At 63.2% G+C, this 21,490-nt stretch carries 33 protein-coding genes; 23 read left to right on the top strand and 10 right to left on the bottom strand.

All coding sequences use genetic code 11. The features are described 5' to 3' along the window. Positions 1-327: 327 nt before the first annotated feature. The 9 genes from BM297_RS02890 to BM297_RS02845 all read right to left on the bottom strand — a co-directional run bounded on the left by BM297_RS02890 (position 328) and on the right by BM297_RS02845 (position 4,874). Positions 328-837: a lysis system i-spanin subunit Rz gene (locus BM297_RS02890; protein WP_092428112.1), complete on the bottom strand. Its 510-nt coding sequence runs from the start codon at positions 835-837 to the stop codon at positions 328-330. Further along, the gene (locus BM297_RS02885) at positions 837-1,355 is read right to left on the bottom strand and encodes a glycoside hydrolase family protein (RefSeq protein ID WP_092428110.1); all 519 of its coding nucleotides are present in this window, start codon (positions 1,353-1,355) and stop codon (positions 837-839) included. Before BM297_RS02885 ends, BM297_RS02890 begins: the two co-directional genes overlap by 1 nt. Beyond that, on the bottom strand, positions 1,352-1,609 hold the full coding sequence (locus BM297_RS02880; protein WP_092428108.1) for a holin: 258 nt from the start codon (positions 1,607-1,609) through the stop codon (positions 1,352-1,354). The genes BM297_RS02885 and BM297_RS02880 overlap by 4 nt, the downstream gene beginning before the upstream one ends. Positions 1,610-2,074: 465 nt before the next feature. Further along, positions 2,075-2,515: a RusA family crossover junction endodeoxyribonuclease gene (locus BM297_RS02870; RefSeq protein WP_092428106.1), complete on the bottom strand. Its 441-nt coding sequence runs from the start codon at positions 2,513-2,515 to the stop codon at positions 2,075-2,077. Then, entirely contained in the window at positions 2,508-3,233 is a 726-nt protein-coding gene (locus BM297_RS02865) for a replication protein P (RefSeq protein WP_175526585.1), read from the bottom strand. The genes BM297_RS02870 and BM297_RS02865 overlap by 8 nt, the downstream gene beginning before the upstream one ends. Then, positions 3,160-3,990, bottom strand: coding sequence for a DnaT-like ssDNA-binding domain-containing protein (locus BM297_RS02860; RefSeq protein ID WP_092428104.1), 831 nt, complete (start codon positions 3,988-3,990; stop codon positions 3,160-3,162). Before BM297_RS02860 ends, BM297_RS02865 begins: the two co-directional genes overlap by 74 nt. Before the next feature lie 70 nt (positions 3,991-4,060). Continuing rightward, the gene (locus BM297_RS02855) at positions 4,061-4,258 is read right to left on the bottom strand and encodes a hypothetical protein (RefSeq protein WP_092428102.1); all 198 of its coding nucleotides are present in this window, start codon (positions 4,256-4,258) and stop codon (positions 4,061-4,063) included. A gap of 27 nt (positions 4,259-4,285) precedes the next feature. Beyond that, positions 4,286-4,639, bottom strand: a complete 354-nt coding sequence (locus BM297_RS02850; RefSeq protein WP_092428100.1) for a hypothetical protein — start codon at positions 4,637-4,639, stop codon at positions 4,286-4,288. Between the two features lie 46 nt (positions 4,640-4,685). Beyond that, positions 4,686-4,874 (bottom strand): Cro/CI family transcriptional regulator, encoded by a 189-nt coding sequence (locus BM297_RS02845; protein ID WP_092428098.1) that lies wholly within the window; start codon positions 4,872-4,874, stop codon positions 4,686-4,688. A gap of 110 nt (positions 4,875-4,984) precedes the next feature. Here BM297_RS02845 and BM297_RS02840 point away from each other — a divergent pair, with 110 nt between their 5' ends. The 22 genes from BM297_RS02840 (at position 4,985) to BM297_RS02735 (ending at position 18,686) form a co-directional block, all read left to right on the top strand. Further along, positions 4,985-5,668 carry a LexA family protein gene (locus tag BM297_RS02840; protein WP_092428096.1) on the top strand — a complete coding sequence of 228 codons (684 nt, stop codon included), beginning with the start codon at positions 4,985-4,987 and terminating at the stop codon, positions 5,666-5,668. A 24-nt stretch (positions 5,669-5,692) separates the two neighbouring features. Next, positions 5,693-6,400 (top strand): thermonuclease family protein, encoded by a 708-nt coding sequence (locus BM297_RS02835; protein WP_092428094.1) that lies wholly within the window; start codon positions 5,693-5,695, stop codon positions 6,398-6,400. Positions 6,401-6,430: 30 nt separating this feature from the next. Then, complete coding sequence (locus tag BM297_RS02830) at positions 6,431-6,736, top strand: carbon storage regulator (RefSeq protein WP_092428092.1); 306 nt, start codon at positions 6,431-6,433, stop codon at positions 6,734-6,736. Positions 6,737-6,765: 29 nt separating this feature from the next. Further along, entirely contained in the window at positions 6,766-7,029 is a 264-nt protein-coding gene (locus BM297_RS02825) for a carbon storage regulator (protein ID WP_092428090.1), read from the top strand. 15 nt (positions 7,030-7,044) lie between these two features. Then, the gene (locus BM297_RS02820; RefSeq protein WP_092428088.1) at positions 7,045-7,422 is read left to right on the top strand and encodes a PH domain-containing protein; all 378 of its coding nucleotides are present in this window, start codon (positions 7,045-7,047) and stop codon (positions 7,420-7,422) included. 28 nt (positions 7,423-7,450) lie between these two features. Continuing rightward, the gene (locus BM297_RS02815) at positions 7,451-7,732 is read left to right on the top strand and encodes a carbon storage regulator (RefSeq protein WP_092428086.1); all 282 of its coding nucleotides are present in this window, start codon (positions 7,451-7,453) and stop codon (positions 7,730-7,732) included. 10 nt (positions 7,733-7,742) lie between these two features. Further along, the gene (locus BM297_RS02810; RefSeq protein WP_092428084.1) at positions 7,743-8,135 is read left to right on the top strand and encodes a hypothetical protein; all 393 of its coding nucleotides are present in this window, start codon (positions 7,743-7,745) and stop codon (positions 8,133-8,135) included. A 107-nt stretch (positions 8,136-8,242) separates the two neighbouring features. Then, entirely contained in the window at positions 8,243-9,268 is a 1,026-nt protein-coding gene (locus tag BM297_RS02805) for a nucleoid-associated protein (protein WP_092428082.1), read from the top strand. Next, entirely contained in the window at positions 9,258-10,460 is a 1,203-nt protein-coding gene (locus BM297_RS02800; RefSeq protein WP_092428080.1) for a hypothetical protein, read from the top strand. Before BM297_RS02805 ends, BM297_RS02800 begins: the two co-directional genes overlap by 11 nt. Before the next feature lie 99 nt (positions 10,461-10,559). After that, a complete protein-coding gene (locus tag BM297_RS02795) occupies positions 10,560-11,003 on the top strand; it encodes a hypothetical protein (protein ID WP_092428078.1) in 444 nt (147 codons plus the stop codon). A gap of 199 nt (positions 11,004-11,202) precedes the next feature. Then, on the top strand, positions 11,203-11,451 hold the full coding sequence (locus BM297_RS02790; RefSeq protein ID WP_092428076.1) for a DUF1654 domain-containing protein: 249 nt from the start codon (positions 11,203-11,205) through the stop codon (positions 11,449-11,451). A gap of 30 nt (positions 11,452-11,481) precedes the next feature. Beyond that, positions 11,482-11,721 (top strand): DUF1654 domain-containing protein, encoded by a 240-nt coding sequence (locus BM297_RS02785; protein WP_092428074.1) that lies wholly within the window; start codon positions 11,482-11,484, stop codon positions 11,719-11,721. A gap of 352 nt (positions 11,722-12,073) precedes the next feature. Continuing rightward, positions 12,074-12,373: a hypothetical protein gene (locus BM297_RS21375; RefSeq protein ID WP_139231002.1), complete on the top strand. Its 300-nt coding sequence runs from the start codon at positions 12,074-12,076 to the stop codon at positions 12,371-12,373. A 101-nt stretch (positions 12,374-12,474) separates the two neighbouring features. Beyond that, a complete protein-coding gene (gene csrA, locus BM297_RS02775; protein ID WP_092428070.1) occupies positions 12,475-12,666 on the top strand; it encodes a carbon storage regulator CsrA in 192 nt (63 codons plus the stop codon). Between the two features lie 436 nt (positions 12,667-13,102). Further along, positions 13,103-13,474, top strand: coding sequence for a hypothetical protein (locus BM297_RS02770; RefSeq protein WP_092428068.1), 372 nt, complete (start codon positions 13,103-13,105; stop codon positions 13,472-13,474). Beyond that, positions 13,471-13,665 carry a hypothetical protein gene (locus tag BM297_RS02765; RefSeq protein WP_092428066.1) on the top strand — a complete coding sequence of 65 codons (195 nt, stop codon included), beginning with the start codon at positions 13,471-13,473 and terminating at the stop codon, positions 13,663-13,665. The genes BM297_RS02770 and BM297_RS02765 overlap by 4 nt, the downstream gene beginning before the upstream one ends. Positions 13,666-13,792: 127 nt before the next feature. After that, positions 13,793-14,599 (top strand): RecB family exonuclease, encoded by an 807-nt coding sequence (locus BM297_RS02760; protein ID WP_092428064.1) that lies wholly within the window; start codon positions 13,793-13,795, stop codon positions 14,597-14,599. A 12-nt stretch (positions 14,600-14,611) separates the two neighbouring features. Further along, the gene (locus BM297_RS02755; protein ID WP_092428062.1) at positions 14,612-14,821 is read left to right on the top strand and encodes a hypothetical protein; all 210 of its coding nucleotides are present in this window, start codon (positions 14,612-14,614) and stop codon (positions 14,819-14,821) included. Continuing rightward, positions 14,821-15,798, top strand: coding sequence for a recombinase RecT (locus tag BM297_RS02750; RefSeq protein WP_092428060.1), 978 nt, complete (start codon positions 14,821-14,823; stop codon positions 15,796-15,798). The genes BM297_RS02755 and BM297_RS02750 overlap by 1 nt, the downstream gene beginning before the upstream one ends. 6 nt (positions 15,799-15,804) lie before the next feature. Next, positions 15,805-16,005 (top strand): hypothetical protein, encoded by a 201-nt coding sequence (locus tag BM297_RS02745; protein WP_092428058.1) that lies wholly within the window; start codon positions 15,805-15,807, stop codon positions 16,003-16,005. Positions 16,006-16,016: 11 nt separating this feature from the next. Further along, positions 16,017-16,841, top strand: coding sequence for a hypothetical protein (locus BM297_RS02740; protein WP_092428056.1), 825 nt, complete (start codon positions 16,017-16,019; stop codon positions 16,839-16,841). A gap of 6 nt (positions 16,842-16,847) precedes the next feature. Further along, a complete protein-coding gene (locus tag BM297_RS02735; RefSeq protein ID WP_092428054.1) occupies positions 16,848-18,686 on the top strand; it encodes an AAA family ATPase in 1,839 nt (612 codons plus the stop codon). 432 nt (positions 18,687-19,118) lie between these two features. On the opposite strand, the gene BM297_RS21370 is transcribed toward BM297_RS02735, so the two are convergent. After that, positions 19,119-19,763, bottom strand: a complete 645-nt coding sequence (locus BM297_RS21370; protein ID WP_139231001.1) for a hypothetical protein — start codon at positions 19,761-19,763, stop codon at positions 19,119-19,121. A 35-nt stretch (positions 19,764-19,798) separates the two neighbouring features. Here BM297_RS21370 and BM297_RS02730 point away from each other — a divergent pair, with 35 nt between their 5' ends. Further along, positions 19,799-21,478 carry a DNA cytosine methyltransferase gene (locus tag BM297_RS02730; RefSeq protein ID WP_092428052.1) on the top strand — a complete coding sequence of 560 codons (1,680 nt, stop codon included), beginning with the start codon at positions 19,799-19,801 and terminating at the stop codon, positions 21,476-21,478. The last annotated feature ends 12 nt before the right edge of the window (positions 21,479-21,490 follow it).

Genomic DNA, 21,490 nt, shown 5'->3' with positions numbered 1-21,490 from the left:
CCGCATCCCAAACGAGCTGCTGCCGAGTAACCTTCAGCACACTGACCAGGCCGGCGAGACACCCATCACCCTGTCCGTATCTCCAAGCGGCCGGCTGACCAACAAGACCCTGTACTTGAACAGCGTCGAGCTGACCGAGCAGTTCGCAGCGCACCTGGCGAACCTATTCGACTCGCGCACGTACGCTGGGCACTATGAGCTACGTGTACGTGTTAGGACGACAACCAAGACGACTACTGCAACCAAGGGAAAGGGCGAGCACTCTGCCAGGGTTGCTGAAGTATTGGCCTCCGCGGACTAGTCCTCTTCAGGGCCGACCAAAGCTACCTACTTCTGCTCCCCGAACGCCCTCACCCACTCCTGCAGCGCTGTCAGCCTGGCCCGGCACTCATCCGCCCTCCCCGTCACTCGGACAAGAGCCGCTGCATCTGCTGGGTGTAGGTCTGCTCGGGCTCCCGCGCCATCATCCAAGCCGGGGGCGCCGGTGGTGGTGGGCAATCCTGAGCAACTGGCCGGATCGATTCGGACGCGCAACCGCTGGCGAGCAGAAGCGAGATCAGCAGCAAGGCGATCGGTGTTTGCTTGGGCATGGGTCAGCTCCTGGTAGCGCTGGGTGTCGATTGCTGCGAGCTGCTGCTCGAGGTGCTGCCGGGCCTGCTGCTGAGCGGCGAGTGCGGCGGCATGGGTGTCTGCGAGGCGTTGCAGCTCCATGGCGTGATCGGCTCGCAGGTCGGCCAGCTCCGCACCAAGGCGCCACCCCTGCAGGGTCATCCCCAGCAGCAGGCCAACGGCCAGGCCGGCACCGCTGGCGAGGGTGATCGCCCGCATGTTGATCATCACTGCGCCTCCAGGCACTTGCGGTGCCGCTCCTGCTGCCGAGTCCACACGCCCTTGCAGCCCTTCGGCCCCCAGTTTTGCGGGAGGCTGCAGTCGCGCCCGCCTTGGCGGCGCCACTTGAGCAGCGCATCGCACGCCTGGCGGTACTCACCGTCCAGCAGGTGTCGGCGCATGGAGCTGGTGCGCCAGTTGCCGATGCCGAACTGGCCAGTGAAATCGAGGTAGAGGTCGTACTCCTCCTGGTGCAGCGCCACCCCGGGCAGCGAGGCGCGGAAACGCTGCTCTTCCTCGCTGTGGAGGTTGCGCGCCAGCTGCAGGGCTCGTGCGCGGGTGATCGGCGGATCGCTCAACCGCACCGGCGTGCCGTCTTCATAGCGAGTGCTACCGTGGCCGATGGTCGGCACATCGCCCCGGGTCGGGACGTAGGGCACCAGCGACAGCCCTTCGCCTCCCACCCAGGCGGCGAAACCAGCAGCGCTCAAGGCGAGCACCGCAACAGCTTGGCGTGTCCGATTCATGGCTCGCAGCGCTCCTTGAGCGCTTCGATGCGTGCCGTGCTCTCGGCTGCCTCACGCCGGTCGCGGCGAATCTGGAAGTAGATGTTCGCCGCCAGGCCCAGCGCGGCAATGATCACGCCGGCAATCCCGATCCAGTTCACCTGCGCCAACCAGCCGACCAGACCTGTGGCCGCGCCGGCCATCGTCGCCTTCTGACCAAGCGAGGCGCCGACCACTTCCGCCGCGAATTCCGTGTGCGTGTGCTGGGCCGCCATTCTTCGTGCACCTTGTCCAGTGATGAGGTGCCGTCGACGCTATGTGACTGGTGAGGTCGGTCAACAGCCCGCCCTGAGCTCCTGTCCAGGCCTGCTTCCGATCATCCATCCCTGCATCCACAACCCGCGTGGCCGCTCCGGATCCAACGCATCCCGCCAGGTGTCACCGCGCATCCTGCGCATCTTCACCGTCTGCCACTTCAGCCCGCGCAGCTCGGCCCACTCGCTTGCCGGCCTGGTCACCCCGTCGATCATGATCGGCGTCCCGCTCGCACAAGTCGTCCGCACTGGCGCAGCGTGAATGATCGTCAGGTCCAGCGTGAGCTGCTGCTCACAGTCGTAATGCCGCGTTCTCCACCGCATGCGGTCACCTCCCCAGAAGCTGCTACCATTGGCCTTGTCACGGGCGGCTGCACTTTCGGGTGGGTCGCTTTTTTTATGCCTGCGCAACGACGAAACCGCGCACTACTCACCCTCCATCAGCGGCACGATCCGCACCCTGACGCCTGGCGTCTCGCTGTACCGACGCCGGAAAACCCCATCGGTTGCCTGCACGTCATCCTTCCAGACCACCCCATTGCAGCCGTCGCAGATGGCCTTGAGCACGTTGTCCGTGTCGGGCTTCTTCATCGGCAGCAGCTCGCCGGCGAGCGCCTGGGCTTTCCGCTTTTTCGACATGGATTGAGGCACCCCATGCAGGATGTGCAGCTCGATCAGCACCGGCCCGGTGATCATGTCGCGGCCCTGCATCGCCTCCTGGGCGGCCAGCGCTACTAGGCCCTCGTAGGCCACGGTCTTGGCTGGCGTGAACATGCGGGCATGCTGGCCTACCCGACCGATCCGCGGGCGGCCCTTGCCCTGGGGCTCGCCCGGGACGGCGAACACGATGGGGCGGAAGTCAGCCATGCAACTGCCCTCCGCGACGGATCCGCATCTTGGCCAGCAGTGCCAAACGCGCAGCCTGGCCAGCTTGCGGGATCCCCTGCCGCTCGAGGCGCTCCTGTAGCTGCCGCTCAGCATGTTCGTCGGCCAGTTCGATGGCCGACTTCTGGCTGTCGTGGCAAATGCCCTTCAGGATCGCGCTATCGAGGGGCTCGCCATTTTCCAAGCGGCGCACCACGATGGCGTAGTTGCGCTCAAACTCGGCCCGCAGCACGACGTCGCCATAGCCGGAGCGCTGCAGGTCGTAGGTTCCCGTCAGCTTGGCGGCCACCCTCACGGCCTCGTGGCTGTAGCGCTTGCGCAGGGCCTGATACCAAGCGGTACTGGCATCAGGAAGCCCATCGATGCGCAGGCACAGCTTCACGAACTCCTTGAGGCTGGGTGGGAAATCGGCGTCCAGCACCATCCGCTGCAGGCCGCGATCGACTTGGACATCGGTCAGGGACTTGATGCCAGTCATCCAGATCCGCTTGGCGAGACTCTCAGCGCGCACGTCGCCGTAATGCCGCTCGTACCAGGCCGGGTAGCTGGTCTTGAGCGTGGCGAACACGCGCTTGACGGCATTACGCGCCCTGGCCTCCAGGTCGTGCACATTGCTCTCCACAGAATCACCAGTTGTCGTCGTGCAGGATGTCGACAGCGTTGCGCGTGCGCCGCGCAGGAGTTCGTCCACGGGCTTCATGGGCCATGTCCTCAGGTCTGGATTGTTGGATTCGGGTGGTGCGCTTGAGCTGCTGGGCGAGCTGGTGCTCCCACTGAGCTTGCGACTGATGCTTGTCAGTCCTGGCGATCCAGTAGCTGCGGAACTCCAGGAGTTGATCGGGGTGGAATCGCACGTTGGCCATGCCGTTTCGCATGAGCACCGCCGCGAAGGTGCTGCGACCAGGCTCCCAGCCATCGTGCATGGGGAAACGGTCTCGGGCGTCGAACGCCTCACGCGCGTTGTGTGCTGTAGGATTGCTTTTACCGGATACCGGAGGTGTGCCCACTTTCGGCAATTCACCCCCTCCCACTTCTCTGCCCTCTTCTTCCGTGGAAGCCGCGTCGTTACTGGGCTGCGACCCTCCCACATCACTGCCCACTTCATCTGCCCACTTACTGCCCACTTTATTTCGGGCGGACTGATCCCGTGTTGCCAGCAGCAGCTCGAAAACGAGGCGCCTCTCGGCCTGGTTCTGGCCGAGCAAGCCCGCCTTCTGCAGCCAGACCAGGGCGCGCCGCAGCTCTTTCTCGGACGACTCACCACCCTTGATGCCCTGGTGCGGCTCGACGTACAGCTCCTCGGCGATGGACTTCCACGAGACGCCGCGCTTGATGCCGACGATGCCGGTCGAGAAGTCCATGAACGGCCGCAGGCCGAACACGTAGATCTCGCGCGCCAGCATCGGCAGACCTCGCAAGGCCCTGCGCTCATCGTCGTTGATCTGGAAACTTGGCATTCAGCAGTCCCATTGCGCCCTGGTAGGGCCTCCCATGTCGGAAAGCCTCGCTCTCGCGAGGCCTCCCGGCTCACCCCTTGACCAGTACCAGGCGCCGGCCACTTGTTGCGGTCAGCGCGTAGAGCTGCTGCTGCAGGTTCTCCAGCGCCACGGCCACCAGCGCATCGCTGGGGTTACAACCGCGGCGGGCCGCCTCCTGGTCTAGCTCTCGCCGCTCAGCGGGGCTCAACCGCTCCAGTGCCGCATCACATACGTCATTCGCGAACATTGCTTTCTCCTTGGCTACTAGGGCCTGTCAGGCGCTTTTCCTTTTCCGCACACTGGCCTCGCCGGCCTGCTTCACCAGTTGCGCCAGCAGCTCGCTCAGGCGCTCCGGATCCAGCTGCTCACCGCGGAACAACGCCGCCAGGGTGTGCGCCTTCTGCTGCAGCACCAGCGCCGCCAGGATCTGCTCGCGCTGGCCGCCCTGCTGCAGGCGGTGGCCGATGAACATGCAGTCCCGGGCGTAGCCGGTCAGGTTCTCGGCGTGGCTCAGCCGCGAGGCCTCAATCAGCTCGCGGTGGTCCTCGGTGCACACGCGCACCTTGATCTCTTCGGTCAGATGCGTCCCGGGCGCCTTGCGGCGCCGGTCTTCGCGGAGTTTCGTCATGGGATGGTTCCTCGGTTATGGGGCGGTTACCGGGTCGGGGTGGGAATCAGGCGGCAGGGGGAGCCTCGGACTCTTGCTCAGCCTTGAACTTGCCTTTGGAGATGACCTGGATCTGGTACTGCCGCGAGACAGGGATCGTTTCCCCCCACATGCTCACGGCGCTCGGACGGATACCCAGAGCGTCTGCCAGCTTCTTCCTGCCGCCGAAAAAGTCGGCCACTTCTTGCGTCTTCATTGCGACCACCTCGGGATAGCTTGCGCGAATTTCAGCATGCTTAATTTAAGCAGTCAACAGCCACTGCACACGCGATGCATGCTTAAATTCAGTTAACTTAAACTCAGACGATGGAAAGACACGAGCGAATCGCCAAAGCCATAGCGGCCAGCGGCAAGAAAAAAGGTGAGATTGCTGCTGAGTGCGGGGTCGCAAACTCTGCCGTGACTCAGTGGATCAACGGAGACAGCAAAAGCCTGAAGCCGGAGAACCTCTACGCCCTCGCAAAAGCAACAGGGTTCCGTGCCGAATGGCTCGCCATCGGTGAGGGGGAGGAGCGCGAGCCCGCTTCCTCAGCCTCACAGTTAGCCGAGCCCGGAAACGTCACCCCCGCCCAGCAGCCCGACCGCCTCTACCGCTACCCCGTGATCAGCCGGGTGGCCGCCGGCGCCTGGCAGGAGGCCATCGAGACCTGTGATCCCTGGGCCTACGACACCTTCGAGCTGGCCGACTACCAGGCCAAGGGCCCGGCGTTTTGGCTGCACGTCAGCGGCGACTCCATGACTTCGCCGGTACCGCCGAGCATCCCCGAGGGGCACCTGATCCTAGTCGATACCGGCATCGAGCCGCGCCCGGGCGACATGGTGGTGGCCAAGCTGGTGGATGCCGACGAGGCCACCTTCAAGCTGCTCGTGGCCGACGCCGGCCAGCTCTACCTGAAACCACTGAACCCAGCCTATCGCATGATCCCGATCGACGAGCGCTGCCGCATGATCGGCGTGGTCGTCGAGGCCAAGATGAAGCTCCGGCGATAGCCGTCAACAACGCAAGGAAGCACCATGCGCTCCAAGTTTTTCGCAGCCTTACTACTCGCCCTCGCATCCCCGCTGGCCCTGGCTGCTGACATCAGCTGCAAGGTTGTCGGCGTGTACGACGGCGACACCTTCACCTGCCTGACCGACGCCAAGCGCCAAGTGAAGGTTCGCATGGCCGAAATTGATACCCCCGAGTCCAAACAGCCGTATGGCACCAGGTCAAAACAGGCACTCAGCGACTTGGTGTTCGGTAAGAACGTAACCTTGAAGGTGCAGGATACCGACCGCTACGGCCGCACCGTTGCCCGGGCCGATGTCGGCGGTACCGATGTCAACGCGCAACTGGTCAGCCAGGGCGCGGCATGGGTCTATCGCCAGTACAGCAAGGACAAGAGCCTGATCCGCATCGAGGACAAAGCCCGGGCAGCCAAGCGCGGCCTGTGGGCGCTGCCGGAAAGCGAACGCATGCCGCCCTGGGAGTGGCGCAAGGCCGGCAAGGATCAGCGCCAGGCTCAGCGAGACTTGGCAAGCATCACTGAACGACGCACTGGCACCGGTGGCGGCAGCGCAGTGGGCGGCAGCGCTGGCGGATCCAGCTACAGCTGCGCCACGCGCAAGACCTGCGGCCAGATGAGCAGCTGCTCCGAAGCAAGACACCAACTGGAGCAGTGCGGCAACAGCCGTCTGGACCAAGATAACGACGGCGTGCCCTGCGAGAGTCTCTGCAGATAAACATCAAGCTGAACGCGAAGAGGCGACACCATGGCTCAAGGTTCTCTGGTACTCAGCCGCCGTGTCGGCCAGAAGCTCATCCTCACCATTGACCCTTCGGTCGACCCTCAAAAAGCGCTGCAGCGGATCCTCGAGGAGGGCATCGAGATCTGCGTCACCAAAAGTGACTTCGAGCGCAAGCAGGTTCGCCTGGGAATCAAGGCGCCGCGAGAAGTGCGAGTGCAGAGGGAAGAGCTGGTGTGGCGCGATAATGCCTGCAACAACTTGGAGCCGTGTTGCAACGGCGGGCTCGACATAGACAGCGACGGCGGGCCTTGCGAGTCGACCTGCCGGTAAGAACAACCCCCAACGCAAGGAAGCGAACCATGTCCCTCATCCTCGGTCGCCGCGTCGGCGAGAAAATCCGCCTGACCATCGATCCCGGCGCAGACCCGCAAGATGCGTTGCTCCGTCTCCTCGAGGACGGTATCGATATCGAGGTCGTCAGTATCAAGAACAACAACCACGTACGCTTTGGCATCACGGCGCCGCGCGAACTGCTGGTGCTGCGGGAGGAGCTGGTGGCAGGCAGCAACGAGCGATACCACATGGACAACGACGGCATGCAGTGCGAGTCGCCTTGCCGATAACACGAGGAGAACGAGATGGCAATTCTTGGAGGGCTCCTCGGCAATGCGAGCCCGATCGACGAAGCAGAAGTGCGTGATGAGCTGGGCAAGCTTCTCGGCGAAGGCGAGCAGGTGCTGCGCGGCTACAAGCTGGTGCGCGACCTGATCGTGCTGACCGATCGGCGCATGCTGCTGGTCGACAAGCAGGGGATCACTGGCCGGAAGACCGAGTACCGTTCAGTCCCCTACCGCTCGATCACCAACTTCTCCGTCGAAACGGCCGGCCACTTCGACCTCGACGCTGACCTGAAGATCTGGGTGTCCGGCATCGCCGACCCGATCATCAAGAAATTCAGCCGCGGTGCGGACGTGTACGAGATGCAGGCTCTCTTGGCGCGGTGCGTCGCGAAGTAGCGCAGACCTCATCGCAAGGAAGCGAAGCATGCCCCTCATACTCGGCCGCAAAGCCGGCCAAAAACTGATCATCACCATTGCCCCTGACGCCGACCCGCAGGAGTGTCTGCGCACCCTGCAGGCCGAGGGCATCGAAATTACGGTGAAGGACATCAGCGACCACGGCACCCAGGTGCGCCTGATGATCGAAGCGCCGCGCGAGCTGCTGGTGCTGCGGGAGGAGCTGGCTCGCACCCCGGCCTATCCTACGAGGAATACCAGCGCCGCTACCGGGTCATCACTGGGCAGCAGAGATCCAGAGGATATATAGGGAGGAGTAAATGGACGTCATTTCCGCAATCCAGGCCAGCATAGAGTCCGCCAAAAAGCTTCGCGAGCTTTCCAAGAAGCTACAAGATGCCGAGTTCTCAATGGCGCTGGCAGACCTGAACAACAGCCTTGCTGATGCAAAGCTGGAGGCAGCCGGCCTTAAAGAGCAGCTTGCCGCTCAAAAGGAGCTGAACCTGCAGCTGTCTGAAAAGCTGGCTCAAAGGGAGACTGGCAAGCCTGTTTGCGAGGATGGCAGCTATGTCTTCGAAGGTGAAAGCGGGAATTTCTGCACCGGCTGCTGGGATGCCAAAGGTATGAAGATTCGTCTGACCGAGGAGAAAGGCGCGTTCAGAGCTTTTGGAAAATGGTCCTGCCCGTCCTGTCAGCAGTGCTTTGGGCAGTGAGCTTCAGACAGGTTGGCACGAACCTCACGATGATGCAGAGCTGTGGAAGCATCAAATTCATGGGCTGCAGCCTCAATGATCGAACACACGCATACAGAGCCGGATAAATGCCAGAGGCAGTAAATCAAATTACGGATTGCATCGTTCACCGTCTCATCAAGGAGCAATACCAGCGGGAGGCAGCGGTCGAGTTGCGAACGGCTCCGTTGGAGGCCAACGAGTCGGTGCAACGCCTGATTGACCACCTGAACAAGCTCTACAGCGGGCGGGCCGGGAAAGGCTATGGCCGCTTCGAAGATAACGAGGATGAGTACCCGACTCAGAAGTACCTCAGGCAGCACCTGGTGGATGGAGAGACAGACTTTCTGGCTTTCTCGGGCCAGCTCATGGAGCGCCTGAGGATTGAGGCTGCGAAGGAGCACCTGGCTACCGGCGGCTATGTTCTGATCGCCAAGATCACTACAGAGACATCCAGCTACCTGCTTGTAGCTATCGTCACCGAGGTGGTGGGTAGCGCCATCACGGAAGGCTTGGATGTGGTCGACAGCGTTCATCTCGACATGAGCCATTTGCGTGTGGCAGGCCGTATCGACCTGACGGCCTGGCAGGCAGATGCTGAACGCTACATCAGCTTCCTCAAGGGCCGTAGCGATATTGCAGACTACTTCAAGCTGTTCCTTGGCTGTAATGACATCCTGAAGCCCGTCGAAGAGACCAGAAAGCTGGTTGCAGCACTGGAGCAGTTCGCTACGGAGAGAAACCTGGAGGGCGAGGCCCGTGACCAGTTTCTGGAACGTGCTTATCAGTACCTAGTCGACCTGGACAAGAACACCCCGGTGAGCCTGGAGGCATTGTCCAACCATGTGTGGCCCGACGAGCCTGACACGCTACAGCAGAAACTGGCAGACGAGGAGCTGGGGCTTTCTGACGGCTTCGTTCCGGACCGTCGTGTAGCAAGAGGTCTTGTCAAATTCGAAGGCAAGACCTCTTTCTGGAAGCTCTCGTTTGAGCGCTCCGGCCTGCGGAATGGGCATATCCGCTATGATGAGGAGCATGACACCATCATCCTGTCGGGCATCCCCGATGACCTGCGCCAAGAGCTGATTGAAGAAAGACGCCCCGATGACGACTGAGCAGCGCTTCAAGCAGCTGATTTCCCTGTACCGGGAGGTCGAGTTCGCTCCGTCCTCCCGAGACGGTACCTTGATCATTGCCGATGCCAAGCAGCTGACACTGCTGCGAACCCTTCTGGCAGACCAAAGGGAATTCGGGCTTGAGCTGCGCTACCCATATTCAGAAGATAACTTGAGTGTCGAAATGGAGGTCAGGCTCAGGGCAGGCGATCCTCGCATCGGTCTTGGGCTGCTGGCAGACGCCTTCGATGATGTCCTGCGCTTCACGAATGGGCGGATCAAGGCACCTCGCTTTTTCCTGATCAACGCCCGCTGGTCAACAGGTGATCCAAATCCACCAGAAGTGGTGGATCGCTATCACAAGGTACTGGCGTTGATCAGCCTGCTGGCCGAAAGTGCTGCCTATCTCGACAAGGAAAGCCAGGAGCTGATCTTTGTGGATGATGGCAAGTTCACCCTTCCGCTCATCTATGGTGTCGCAGAGCTGCAGGGCGTCGACCTCTCGATCATCAATGAGCTGTTAGGCCGATTTGGTCAGGACACCCATCGCAAGCAGAAGCTGGCGATCCTCTCCAAAACCATCAGATCCATCTGCAGCGCAGTATCTGCGAAGACACGTTTCGCTCATCTGATGGAGCACATGGGGGACGTGCTCAAGCAGTTCGACGAGGGGTACAAGCTCTTTGTTGCTGACTTCTCTTACGAAAAAATCGTCGATCAGATGGAGACGGCCAAGCTCGAGGAGCTGGCCAAAATCCACAAGGTGTTTGCCGACGTACAGAACCAGATCCTTGGCATACCTGTCGCCACGGTGATCGTTGCCACTCAGCTCAAGCAGACCTCAACGGTGGATGCAGTATTCTGGGGAAACACTGCTGTGCTACTGGGAGTGTGGGTTTTCGCCGTTTTGATCTGGCTGGTCATGCGCAACCAGCTCCATACGTTGAACGCTGTCGGCCAAGAAATCGCGAGAAAGCGTAAACAGATAGAACGGGAATACGCGACCGTGAAGGATGTCGTCGGTAAGGCTTTTCCGTCACTCGACAGTAGGCTATGTACACAGCGATGGGCCTTGTATGCCGTCGATGGAGTGGTGGTAGTTGGCGTAGCGATGGCCCATGTAATGTATTTGGTATTGACCGATCCGGCCCGTATATTTGTTTCTGAATACCTGAAGCAACTTGGCTTCTGACCCAATTTTTCCCCCGGTAAAACACCCCACCCCAGCCCCTACGCCACCCTGAGCCCATCGCGCCACAAATCTCCCAAACCACCGCACGGAAGCATCCCCATGGCACGACGCCCCCGCAAACCTCTCTCCTCCATCGCCTGGCTTCTTGGCGCGATCATCTCCGTCTCTGGCGCCTACATCGTCTACCAGGTGCGCGTCGCTGGCATGGAGAGCAGGGTTCAGCAGAAGCTCGAGCGAACCCAAGCCGCCATCCAGAAGATCCAGCAGCAACAGCAGGCCAGGCGAGAACTGCATGCGGAGGCGCCCTCGATCAATCCCGAGGAGCGCGCTAGACAGCAGGTGGCTGCGCGACTCCGTCAAGCCGAGCTCGCAGCAGCTGCGCGGGCGAAAGAGAAAGCCTGGGAGCGCTTCTATCTGCCGCCCAATGCCTGTATCTACCCAGAGTCGGATCAGCGGGCTGATGTATGCCATGCCTGGGAGGGCAAAGCCCGACAGCAATTCGAAGATGCCTGGGCCTCCGGACAGCTGCAGACCCAGCGCTGAGATTCACGCGGGGCCGACATCCGCATGACGAAACCTTCACGACCCGGGGCATAGCCTGCAGGGGCTGAGAGTTTTCCCTATTTGCCCCGCCACCGTGCGGGTTTTTTTGTTTCTGCGTCAGCCGTTCCACACCATCTCCCTCTTGCCCTCATGCCCATATCAAAATACTGTATATGCATACAGCAAAGGAGATGCCTTCATGGCAAAGAAAGCAACCGCCCCTACCCCTCTCAGCTCCTACGAGCTGCTCGCTCAACGGATAAAGAAGCAGATCCTGACGCCGCGCGCGCAGCTGGAGCGCCAGGCCGTCATCGCCCGCGCGCCGGATGAGCTGGAAGCCGACTGGAATCAGCTGCTCGAGCAGCTGAGCGAGGAAGAGAGCGTAACCACCACGCCGCAAGAGGACGGTTCCATCCGCCTGACCTGGACGAAACCTGAGGCTGAGTGACCGGCGCTCGAGAACGAAAAGGAATTTCAGATGCTGTTCCCCAGTCTGCCCCCAACAGACACTTACCTCGCCCTCGCCTGCCGTGTGCAGGACGCCATCCGATCCCCTCAAGCCCAGCGCCTCCACGAGGTAACGATCAGCCGCCGGCCTTGCGAGAGCCGGCAGGACTGGCAGCGCCTGCTCTACGAGCTGGGCAGTACCACCGACCTGCGTCTGGTCAGCCTCTGCGATGACCGGGTCCGCCTATGCTGGTACATCGACCGATCCTGAGCCTGCCGAACAGCGCCATCTGAAGCCCGCCACCGTGCGGGCTTTTTTGTGGGAACGAGGACTGTAAAATTAAGTATTCTTAAAAATAATCTTGACGGAAATTTTCAGAATGCTTAAATTCACATCAACACCGAACACACAGCAGGCCCTAGCAGGGCCGAAGGCAGCACCACCGCCTCACCGCTCTTTAGTTCCACCCACCCGCAGGCTTCGAGCCGGCACCTGCGGCGTAACCAAGTCCGGTACAGGGGAAGCCTCACCCCGTGGCCAGCAGCTTGCGGATGGCCCTAGATCAATGAGTGTCGGCAGCCACACCAGCGTGGCCGACTGTCGGAGCCCCAGGCTCCCCGAGATGCGAAAGCAGGCCCAGGCGCAGGTGGCCAGAAACAGCGCCCAGCAAGATCAGACGTTTTCACTGATGGCCGTTGGAGACAGCGGCCATTGGGAAAACCACCAACCAAAGGAAGCACCCATGAGCGAGTTCCAGAAAGGCCAGGCCGTGAAGTTCAGCAACCCGCGCAAGCAAGAAAAAACCGGCAAGTACCTCGGCCAGACCGATCGTGGCCCGGGCAAAGGCAAGGGCATGTATGCCCAGGTCGAGGTCGACGGCAAAACCCTGAACGTGCGCCCGGCGAAGCTGAGCGCGGCCTGATCGGTACCAGGTGCCCGACCTCTGCGCCGGGCGCTTCACGGTATGGCCTTCACCGAGGGCCATACCGGAAGCAAACAGCCAACGACCAAGGAGGTCACGCAATGCTCATCCTCACCCGCCGTGCAGGCGAAACCCTGAACATTGGCGACGACATCACCGTGACGGTGCTGGGCGTCAAGGGCAACCAGGTGCGCATCGGCGTCAACGCGCCGAAGGAAGTCGAGGTACACCGCGAGGAGATCTACCAACGGATCCAGAAGGAGAAGGAACAACAGCCCCAGGCAGTCGCCTGATGGCTGGGCAGCCGCCGGCGGATCGGCATGCCTGAAACCCGCTGCAGGGGTTAGCCGCTGAAACCCTCGGCAGCCGCGCTCACGGTCGCGGACATGCGCCCCAGCAGTTCGAGTAATCCGCAAGCCAGCCCCGTACGAGGCCCCATGCCGGCAGCTGCGCCGGTGGCGACAGAGCAGACGTCTGGCCGGCGTAACCGGCCCCGAGAGCCCGCCAGGGTGAATCGGAGAGTGATCTGCTGATCGCCGAAGCAAACAGCGGGGTGGCCACCTCCACGCGCATAGCGGTGGATTGCCCGGCCAGCCGATCACTCCCCGATGCGCCCTGCATCACCGCCGGCACCCCGTGGTGGCACTGCCGGCCCCCTCCCCCCATTCCCAGCCTTCATCGGTCGCCGCATCAGCGCGGTGCGTCGACTCATGCACGCAGGAGCACGCCATGACCCCAGCACTTCGCAATGCCGCTGCCATGCGCCGCGGCCAGTTCGCCTACGACCACGCCGAACCCGAACACGACTACGCCCGTGAGGAAGCAGAGGGACGCATCGGCGAGCTGCTCGACGAGGGCGACCAGAACACCGCCGAGGCGTTCGCCGAGTACGCCTACGGAGTGATGAGCCACGCGGAAATCATCGATGCGATGGCCGCTCTGTTCCGTGTCACCGACAGCCGGTGGCGACACCTGCGCGACAAGCTCTGCGAGGACCTGGTGGCCGGTCCGTTCGACTGCCTGCGGATCTGCATGGACAAGCACCGCGCCGGCTTCATCGCCGAGCGTGCCACGCAGCAGCTGAAGGGGGACGCGGCATGACCACTTCCCCCGTCCGCAGCATCGTTGACGAGCAGCTCGACGAGATCCGCACCGTGACCGTGCTCACCACCCAGCCGCTGCCAGAGGCGCTGGGGCTTCCGCCGGAAACACGGCTCATCGACTGCCGCCTCCGTGGCGCGCTGACCATCCGCGGCGGACGCCGGTACATCGCGCGGGAGGTGCGGTCGTGACCTCCGCCCATCAGAAAGCCCGCCGCCGTGCCATCTGGCGCGGCGCCTCCCTCGCCCTCCTGTCCATGGCCGTCTATTGCATGGCCTTGGGCCTGGCCGGGGCCATCACCTCCTGACCGGATCCCACATGACCAGCACCACCACCGTCCGAGCCTCGTCCTGGGGCTCGCTGTTCGACTGCGCCTACAAGTGGCAGGGCATCCACCTGCTGGGCATCAAGTCGCCCAGCAGCCCGCGGGCCCTGCTCGGTACTGCCATCCACGCCAGCACCGGTGCCTTCGACGCCGCCCGGATCGCCGGCCAGGAGCTGTCGGCCTTCGATGCCGCGGAGCACCTGGTTGAAACGCTGCGCCACCCAGAGTTCGACGTGGATTGGCGCGGCTCCGACCTCACCCCGAGCGAAGCGCAAGCCACCGGCCTGACCCTGCACACCCGCTACTGCCTGGACATCAGCCCCCGCTACCACTTCGTGGCGGTTGAGTTGGAGACCAAGCCGCTGGAGATCGACTGCGGCGGCGGCGTCATCGTGCGGCTCACGGGAACCCTGGACCGGGCGCGCATCAAGCGAGACTGCGACGGCATCGGCATTGCCGACGTGAAGACCGGCGGCGCCGCGGCCAGCCAGGGCATCGCAAAGACCAAGGGCCACAAGCCCCAGCTCGGCACCTACGAGCTGCTCTACGAACACACCACCGGCGAGCCCTGCACCGCGCCGGCCGAGATCATCGGCCTCAAGACCAAGGGCAAACCGGAAACCGGTACCGGCGAAATCATCGGCGCCCGCGAGCTGATGGTCGGCACCGAGGACTACCCCGGCCTGATCCAGTTCGCGGCGGACATGTTCCGCACCGGCCTGTTCCCGCCCAACTCACAAAGCCCCCTCTGCAGTGCGCGCTACTGCCCGCGCTGGAAGACCTGCCCCTATCACGACTGAACGGAGATCCCCATGAAATCCGAAGACCTGTACATCCGCCTGGTCGATCCGGCCGGCAAGCGCCAGCCGGTGATCACCTCCCACCGCGTCCACGACCGCGACCGCTTCCTCGAGGCGCAGCGCGATACCCACGAACGGAAAGCCAAGGGCGCAGACGTGCGCAGTGTCGAGGTTGCAACCGAAGCCGACTACCGCAAAGCCCACAACTACAAGGTGATCTGATGAGCCAGCCCACTACCCTGCAGCAGATGCGCGAACCTGCCCCGCGCGAAGCAAACATGCCGACCGTCACCATGGGCTTTGGCAGCCTGCAGAGCTTCGAGCTGATGCAGCGCGCCGCGAAGGTGCTGGCCGGCTCTACCCTGGTGCCGACCGCCTACCGCGCCTTCAAGGAGGTCAAGCAGTACGGCAAGGTCACCGGCTACGAGCAGAACGCCGCCGGCCTGCCGAATTGCATCGTGGCGCTGAACATGGCCCAGCGCATGGGCGCCGATCCGCTGATGGTGATGCAGAACCTGCACATCATTGAAGGCCGGCCGAGCTGGTCCAGCGCCTTCATCATCGCCGCGATCAACAGCTGCGGCCGCTACTCCCCGCTGCGCTTCGAGCTCAGCGTGCCCGGCGAGCCAACCGAGGTGACCTATACCGCAATTGAGTGGAAGAACAACAACAAGACGGAGGTGAAGAAGAAGATCACCGTCCGCCACCAGACCTGCAAGGCCTGGGCGATCGAGAAGGAAACCGGCGAGCGCCTCGAGTCGCCCGTCGTGTCCATCCAGATGGCCGTCGACGAGGGCTGGCTCACCAAGAACGGCAGCAAGTGGCAAACGATCCCGGAGCTGATGCTTCGCTACCGCTGCGCCAGCTTCTTCGGCCGACTGTACGCACCCGAGCTGCTGATGGGGCTGCAGACTGCCGAAGAAGCACACGACTTCATCGAGGCCGAGCCCGACGGCCAGGGCGGGTTCGCCGTCAACCTGGACAACCTGCGCGGCCAAGCCAGCGACGAGCCGGCACCGCCACCGGTACCGGACGCCGAAGACGAGCCGATCGACGTCGACACCTCGACCGGCGAGATCCGCGACCACCAGGAGGTCGCCGAGTCTGAGCCAGCGGCCACCGAGCCGGCAGCCAAGCCAGCGTCCAAACCTCGGGCACAGCAGCAGTCCACCGACCTGGACGGGCTGAACTTCGAGTAAGCGCCGATGGCCTCTCGCACCATCACGGAAATCTTCGACCGCACCGAGGAGTTCGCCGCGCTCCTCGGTGCGGCCGAACTCAACGCCAACAACGACTGGGAAGAACAGTTCGCCGCGGACCTGCGCGTGAACTTCCAGCGCTACGGCACCCGCACCTACCTCAGCGACTCCCAGCTCGAAACCCTTGAACGCATCGCCGAACAGTAAGGAAGCCCTGCATGAATCACATCAGCTCTATCATCGATGAGGCTCTGGACGATGTCCTGGAGTCCGCCCTGCTCACCGACATCAGCTTTTCCGAGGAGCTCACCCCGCTGCAGATGGCCAGCGAGACCTTGGGCCGCGATCTGCTGCAGGGCTGCCTGCAGGAGATGCGCGACATGCCCGAGGTCTGGGCGAAGATGAGCGAGAAACGACAGAGCGCCGTCATCGAGCGCTTGGCCAGCCGCGTCAGCACCTCGGTAAAGGCAGCCGTGCGGATCCTGGCCGCGGACAACCGCCCCACTATCGACGGCATGCTGGAGTCGGTTGCCGTGAAGGACGGCATCAAGGCCACCTTCAAGGTGAGCCAGCACAATCCCGAGCGGCACCACCTGATCGACTCGGTGAACAAGGTCTGCCTGCTGGTGGTGGCCAGCGCTGCCGACCACCTGGGCGGCATGGACGAGGTGACGGCGGATCCCGACCAGAACCCACTGGACCTGAATGGCGGCGACCAGGACATGCAGGAGCCCGGCGCCTGGAGTGGTGACGCCCCTCTGGATGCAGGTACCACGACCGCGGATGACTCCTTGAGCTCGCCGGCAGGCGAAACTTTCGGCGGCCACGCGCTGGCCGATCTGGAGGCCGCCGTCGTCACCCGCAAGAAAACCATCGACCTCGGCTACCTGCAGTCGCGCTTCGCCCTCAGCTACGACGAGGCCCGCCGCGTCCTGCTGCTGATGCTGAAGGACGGAACCATCGCGCTGGAGACCGAAGGTACGCACCCGGACGAGAACCTCTACCGCGTCCTGAAGAAACCTACGGAGCTCAACCTGGAGTAACAGTCCATGCGAATCTCGAACATCGAAGTCACCAACTTCCAAGGGCTGCGTCATGCGGCCCTTGCTGTTTCTGAGCCGGTGCTGCTGGTCTCCGGCTTCAACGGCGCCGGCAAGTCGAGCCTACTGGATGCGATCAGCATGGCCCTCACCGGCCAGCCGCGCCGCGTCAGCCTGAAGAAGGACATGGCCAAGCTGGTCACCGAGGGCGCCAAGAAAGGCGAGGCGGTGGTCAGCTGGGTGGGCGCCGCCGGCGAACAGGAATCCGCAGCGGTTGCCCTGCCCAGCGGCAAGGGCGCGCCCCTGGTCGACCTGCCCTGCCTGCCCTTCGTGTTGGACGCCAGCAAGTTCGCCGCGCTGGACGAGAAGGAGCGCCGCCGCACGCTGTTCGGCCTCACCGGCGCCAGCGCCAGCCCGAACGAGATCGCCAAGCGCCTGGCCGACAAGGGCGCCGGGGCCGACCTGATCGAGCGGATCAAGCCAATGCTGCGCGCCGGCTTCGATGCCGCCGTCGGCCAGGCCAAGGAGTACACCAGCGAGGCACGCGGCGCCTGGAAGGCGATCACCGGCGAGGCCTATGGCAGTGAGAAAGCCGAAGGCTGGGAGCCGGAAGCGGTCGCCGTCGAGGTGAAGCCGGAGGACCTGGAAGCGGTCGCCCGCGAGCTTTCCGTGGTCGAGCTCGATCTGTCCGAAGCCCAGCAGACCATCGGCAGCCACAAGGCCACCTTGGCGGCCGCCGAGCAGCGCCAGCAGCGCATCGCCGAACTGCGGGAGACAGCCTCCCTGCTGCAACGGCGCCAGCACAAGCTGAGCAATGACAGCGCCGACCTCGAGCACTGGCAGGGCCAGCTTTCCGCCGCCGAGGCTGCAGCAGCCGGCGGCAAGCAGGGCCTGGTCCATGACATGGCGCGCAACCTGGCCGACTGGCAGGCGCTGGCCCAGCGCACCGCCGGCGTGCGGGCGGCCGACAGCGGCCTCACCACGCCCTGGGCCGTCCTCGAGGAGATGGATCGCGCGAAGCTGCTACTGGAGCGATACACCGCCGAGCATGGCCCGCTGGCTGACGCCGGCGCCGATGACGCCCAGCTGGCCAAACGCATTCCGGAGTTCCGGACCTATGTCGACAACCTGTCCCGCACCGTCGCAAACGACCAGCGCGACGTGAAGGCCTCGCAGGACGCTGTCGTGCAGCTGGAGGCGCTGGACGCGGAAACCGCCAGCATCCCAACGACGGAGGCCATGGCCAACGCCGAGCAGGCCATCAACGACCTGCGCCAGCAGCGGGACAGGCTGATGGCCAAGCAGCAGGCCCTGCAGGAGGCCCACCGCGCCCAGGCCGACCGCGACAAGATCATCGCCGAGGCCGCCGGCCACCACACCGCGGTGAAGAACTGGACGCTGATCGCCGACGCCCTGGCGCCGACCGGCATCCCGGCCGAGATCCTGGCCGGCGCGCTCGCCCCGGTGAATGCCCTGCTGGCTGAGCTGTCCACCACCGCCAGCTGGCAGCCGGTGCAGATCAGCAGCGACATCGGCGTCGAGTTCGGCGGCCGCCCCTATGGCCTGCTGTCCGAGTCCGAGCGCTGGCGGTGCGACGCGCTGCTGGCCATCGCCATTGCCTCGCTGTCCAACCTGCGATTCGTGGTGCTGGACCGCTACGACGTGCTGGATCTGCCGAGCCGCAGCCAGATCATCAAGCTGCTGATGGCCCGCACCAAGGACGGCACCCTGGATAGCGCCATCATCGCCGGCACCATGAAGGCGCCGATGGCGGCCACCCCGCCGGGCCTGCAGGCAGTCTGGCTCGAGGGTGGAGTGATCGGGCAGCCGGCGGCAGCAGCTGCTTAATCGCGCCGCATACCCAGCTCGATTAACAGTGGCGTAACAATTGCTAAGTAGCTGTTGAATTAAAATCGCACGGAGGCATTGCCATGATCATTTGCAATATCACCCCGTCACGTCGTGCAGCTGATGCAGCCTGGCTGGATGAGCTGGTTGCTCAGAGCTCAGTACCTGTCGTGTCTGTCGCAGGTTTCGAGGAAGTCAAACCCCTGCCGCCTCGGCGGATGACCGTGGATCCGGAGACGCGCCTCAAGCGGCATCGCAGGACCAGATAACAGTCACGCACCACCGCAACAGCGCTCTGCGCAGCTATGCCGCGAGGGCGCTGCCGCAACAGCTCTGCTCAACTGAGCCGACACCTCAATCCAGATTAAAGCCACCGCTCGCTCACAGCATATGTCCCCCATTAATGGAGAAGATATCTGCTAACCCACGACATCAATCAATTGCGCCTTTCATCAGATCGACAATTAATTTATCCCCCACAAGGAAATACTCATCCAGCGCCAGCTTTTCTTTGGAGGCAACTGAACAGCATGCAGCAAAAACGTCATCCGAGACGAATGCAGCTTGCCTTACCTTGTTCTTGAACCCTGGATATATTTTCTTAATTTCATATGGACTGTACTTGTCCAGCTCAGATCGATCAGAAAACGAAGCGCTGACATCTAGCCATGCATTTAAATATGCAGCCTGGGCAGAAGCCCACTCAGCATAACTCTCGTCAAGTTTCTGAGAGAGAACCTCATTCACCTCCCCTCCTTTTTCTTGAGCCCCCTCCCATGCAGAGTGATAAAACGCATAGTCAGTCAAGAGCGTCGATATCTTCCTAAGCCCCCAATAGGCAACACGAAGGCGCTTTACCCCAGAATAATGGTCCTGCGTTAAAAATTGCCTCTTCCAAGCAAATAGAGTCGCAACCGCAGCCACCCCTGCAACTGCTGTAGAAATATAACTAACAACCTCAAACACTGTTTTCGCCGACGTAATCGCGTTCGAAAAAAGAGGACTCCAGGCAGCCCCCGCTCCAAACAACATTACGGCAAGCCCCGCCCAATAAGGCCATCCCGGTTCCTTTTTCATAGCTCCTCCTAAAAAACTCTGATCGAGACATGAGTATGCTGATAAAAAAACTAAAACATTTCCACTTTTGTTGTGGTTTGGGCGGCGGCGCCAAGGGCTTCAACCGCGCCAAGCCGGTGGTCGGCAACCAGCAGGCCGAATGGCGCTGCCTCGGCGGCATCGATGTCGACCCGGCCGGCCTGCGCGACTTCGAGCGTTTGGCCGGTGTGCCGGGCACCCTGCTGGACCTGTTCACCCGCGACCAGTACACCCGTTTCCACGGCGTCGAGCCGCCGGCCGGCTGGCTGGAGGCGACGCCCGAGGACATCCGCCGCGCCGCACAGAACGAGGACCCGAATGCGGTCTTCATCAGCAGCCCGTGCAAGGGCGCCAGCGGCCTGCTGTCCGAGAGCATGAGCAAGACCCCGAAGTACCAGGCGCTCAACGAGCTGACGCTGCGCTGCGTCTGGCTGATGTGCGAGGCCTGGCGGCACAACCCGGTCGACCTGATCGTGTTCGAGAACGTACCGCGTCTGGCCACCCGCGGCCGGCACCTGCTGGACCAGATCGGCCAACTGCTCGGCCACTATGGCTACGCGGTGGCGGAAACCACCCACGACTGCGGCGAGCTGGGCGGCCTGGCGCAGAGTCGTAAGCGATTCCTGCTGGTCGCGCGCCACGTCGAGAAGGTGCCGCCGTTCCTGTACGAGCCGGAAAAGAAGACCCTGCGCTCGGTGGGCGACATTCTCGGCCGCATGCCGCTGGCTGGCGACGTGGAGACCGCTGGACCGATGCATCGGGTGCCGGCGCTGCAGTGGAAGACCTGGGTGCGCCTCGCCCTGGTTGAGGCCGGGAAGGACTGGCGCAGCCTGAACCGCCTGGCGATCGAGGACGGCTACCTGCGCGACTTCGTCATCGTGCCAGAGTACCAGGCGGGCTATCTTGGCGTTCGCGACTGGGATCAGGCGGTGGGTACCGTCGCCGGCCGCAGCAGCCCCACCAACGGCGCATTCTCAGTGGCCGATCCGCGGGCGCCGGCCGGCGCGCTGCAGTACCAACAGTACGGCGTGCGCCGCTGGGACGAGACCAGTGGGGCGGTGATCGGCGTGAAGTCGCCTGGGCAAGGCACGTTTTCGGTGGCAGATCCACGGCCGACTCGCGAGTACCACCACAATGTCTACCGCATCGTGCCGATGGATCAGGCGGCCGGCACCGTGACCGGTGGCCAGTCGCCCAGCGCTGGCGGTCAGTGCGTGGCAGATCCGCGCCCGGGCATGCGTCGCGTCGCCGGCGACGCCTATCTCACTGGAGGCCACTACGGCGTAGTGGCATGGGATGGGCAGGCCGGTGCAGTGTCCGCCAGTGCGCGCCAGGACAACGGCCGCTGGAGCGTCGCCGACCCGCGCATGCCGGCGGCCGACAAGCGCCTGACATGCGTGATCCGCGCGCTCGACGGCACCTGGCACCGGCCTTTCACCACGCTCGAGCTGGCCGCCCTGCAGAGTCTGGTGGACCCAGAGGAGCAGCTGGAGCTGGACGGTTTGTCCGATCAGGCCTGGCGGGAGCGCATCGGCAACGCGGTACCGCCGGCGGCGGCCGAGGCCATCGCCCACGTCATGGGTACCACCCTGCTGCTGGCCGGGCAGGGCGAGACGTTCATGCTCAGCAACATGCCGGTGTGGGTGCGGCCGGTGGCAATAGGCTTGAGCATGACGCAGAAAGAGGAACGGCCCTGAAAGGGCCGCTCA

Origin of the sequence: Geopseudomonas sagittaria (assembly GCF_900115715.1) — a bacterium.
In the GTDB taxonomy this organism is placed as follows: domain Bacteria; phylum Pseudomonadota; class Gammaproteobacteria; order Pseudomonadales; family Pseudomonadaceae; genus Geopseudomonas; species Geopseudomonas sagittaria.
The sequence above is the reverse complement of the archived record's forward strand: the minus strand, read 5'-3'. Positions and strand labels throughout refer to the sequence as shown.

Bases quoted from the DNA above. Each gene is read 5' to 3' on its own strand.
- BM297_RS02805 (WP_092428082.1), top strand. From the start codon at position 8,243: ATGCCAGAGGCAGTAAATCAAATTACGGATTGCATCGTTCACCGTCTC.
- BM297_RS02770 (WP_092428068.1), top strand. From the start codon at position 13,103: ATGACCCCAGCACTTCGCAATGCCGCTGCCATGCGCCGCGGCCAGTTC.
- BM297_RS02790 (WP_092428076.1), top strand. From the start codon at position 11,203: ATGGCAAAGAAAGCAACCGCCCCTACCCCTCTCAGCTCCTACGAGCTG.
- BM297_RS02820 (WP_092428088.1), top strand. From the start codon at position 7,045: ATGGCAATTCTTGGAGGGCTCCTCGGCAATGCGAGCCCGATCGACGAA.
- BM297_RS21375 (WP_139231002.1), top strand. From the start codon at position 12,074: ATGCGAAAGCAGGCCCAGGCGCAGGTGGCCAGAAACAGCGCCCAGCAA.
- BM297_RS21370 (WP_139231001.1), bottom strand. From the start codon at position 19,763: ATGAAAAAGGAACCGGGATGGCCTTATTGGGCGGGGCTTGCCGTAATG.
- BM297_RS02840 (WP_092428096.1), top strand. From the start codon at position 4,985: ATGGAAAGACACGAGCGAATCGCCAAAGCCATAGCGGCCAGCGGCAAG.
- BM297_RS02830 (WP_092428092.1), top strand. From the start codon at position 6,431: ATGGCTCAAGGTTCTCTGGTACTCAGCCGCCGTGTCGGCCAGAAGCTC.
- csrA (WP_092428070.1), top strand. From the start codon at position 12,475: ATGCTCATCCTCACCCGCCGTGCAGGCGAAACCCTGAACATTGGCGAC.
- BM297_RS02855 (WP_092428102.1), bottom strand. From the start codon at position 4,258: ATGTTCGCGAATGACGTATGTGATGCGGCACTGGAGCGGTTGAGCCCC.
- BM297_RS02850 (WP_092428100.1), bottom strand. From the start codon at position 4,639: ATGACGAAACTCCGCGAAGACCGGCGCCGCAAGGCGCCCGGGACGCAT.
- BM297_RS02885 (WP_092428110.1), bottom strand. From the start codon at position 1,355: ATGAATCGGACACGCCAAGCTGTTGCGGTGCTCGCCTTGAGCGCTGCT.
- BM297_RS02730 (WP_092428052.1), top strand. From the start codon at position 19,799: ATGCTGATAAAAAAACTAAAACATTTCCACTTTTGTTGTGGTTTGGGC.
- BM297_RS02845 (WP_092428098.1), bottom strand. From the start codon at position 4,874: ATGAAGACGCAAGAAGTGGCCGACTTTTTCGGCGGCAGGAAGAAGCTG.
- BM297_RS02785 (WP_092428074.1), top strand. From the start codon at position 11,482: ATGCTGTTCCCCAGTCTGCCCCCAACAGACACTTACCTCGCCCTCGCC.
- BM297_RS02750 (WP_092428060.1), top strand. From the start codon at position 14,821: ATGAGCCAGCCCACTACCCTGCAGCAGATGCGCGAACCTGCCCCGCGC.
- BM297_RS02740 (WP_092428056.1), top strand. From the start codon at position 16,017: ATGAATCACATCAGCTCTATCATCGATGAGGCTCTGGACGATGTCCTG.
- BM297_RS02835 (WP_092428094.1), top strand. From the start codon at position 5,693: ATGCGCTCCAAGTTTTTCGCAGCCTTACTACTCGCCCTCGCATCCCCG.
- BM297_RS02800 (WP_092428080.1), top strand. From the start codon at position 9,258: ATGACGACTGAGCAGCGCTTCAAGCAGCTGATTTCCCTGTACCGGGAG.
- BM297_RS02745 (WP_092428058.1), top strand. From the start codon at position 15,805: ATGGCCTCTCGCACCATCACGGAAATCTTCGACCGCACCGAGGAGTTC.
- BM297_RS02870 (WP_092428106.1), bottom strand. From the start codon at position 2,515: ATGGCTGACTTCCGCCCCATCGTGTTCGCCGTCCCGGGCGAGCCCCAG.
- BM297_RS02795 (WP_092428078.1), top strand. From the start codon at position 10,560: ATGGCACGACGCCCCCGCAAACCTCTCTCCTCCATCGCCTGGCTTCTT.
- BM297_RS02735 (WP_092428054.1), top strand. From the start codon at position 16,848: ATGCGAATCTCGAACATCGAAGTCACCAACTTCCAAGGGCTGCGTCAT.
- BM297_RS02810 (WP_092428084.1), top strand. From the start codon at position 7,743: ATGGACGTCATTTCCGCAATCCAGGCCAGCATAGAGTCCGCCAAAAAG.
- BM297_RS02765 (WP_092428066.1), top strand. From the start codon at position 13,471: ATGACCACTTCCCCCGTCCGCAGCATCGTTGACGAGCAGCTCGACGAG.
- BM297_RS02880 (WP_092428108.1), bottom strand. From the start codon at position 1,609: ATGGCGGCCCAGCACACGCACACGGAATTCGCGGCGGAAGTGGTCGGC.
- BM297_RS02760 (WP_092428064.1), top strand. From the start codon at position 13,793: ATGACCAGCACCACCACCGTCCGAGCCTCGTCCTGGGGCTCGCTGTTC.
- BM297_RS02865 (WP_175526585.1), bottom strand. From the start codon at position 3,233: ATGAAGCCCGTGGACGAACTCCTGCGCGGCGCACGCGCAACGCTGTCG.
- BM297_RS02890 (WP_092428112.1), bottom strand. From the start codon at position 837: ATGATCAACATGCGGGCGATCACCCTCGCCAGCGGTGCCGGCCTGGCC.
- BM297_RS02860 (WP_092428104.1), bottom strand. From the start codon at position 3,990: ATGCCAAGTTTCCAGATCAACGACGATGAGCGCAGGGCCTTGCGAGGT.
- BM297_RS02815 (WP_092428086.1), top strand. From the start codon at position 7,451: ATGCCCCTCATACTCGGCCGCAAAGCCGGCCAAAAACTGATCATCACC.
- BM297_RS02755 (WP_092428062.1), top strand. From the start codon at position 14,612: ATGAAATCCGAAGACCTGTACATCCGCCTGGTCGATCCGGCCGGCAAG.
- BM297_RS02825 (WP_092428090.1), top strand. From the start codon at position 6,766: ATGTCCCTCATCCTCGGTCGCCGCGTCGGCGAGAAAATCCGCCTGACC.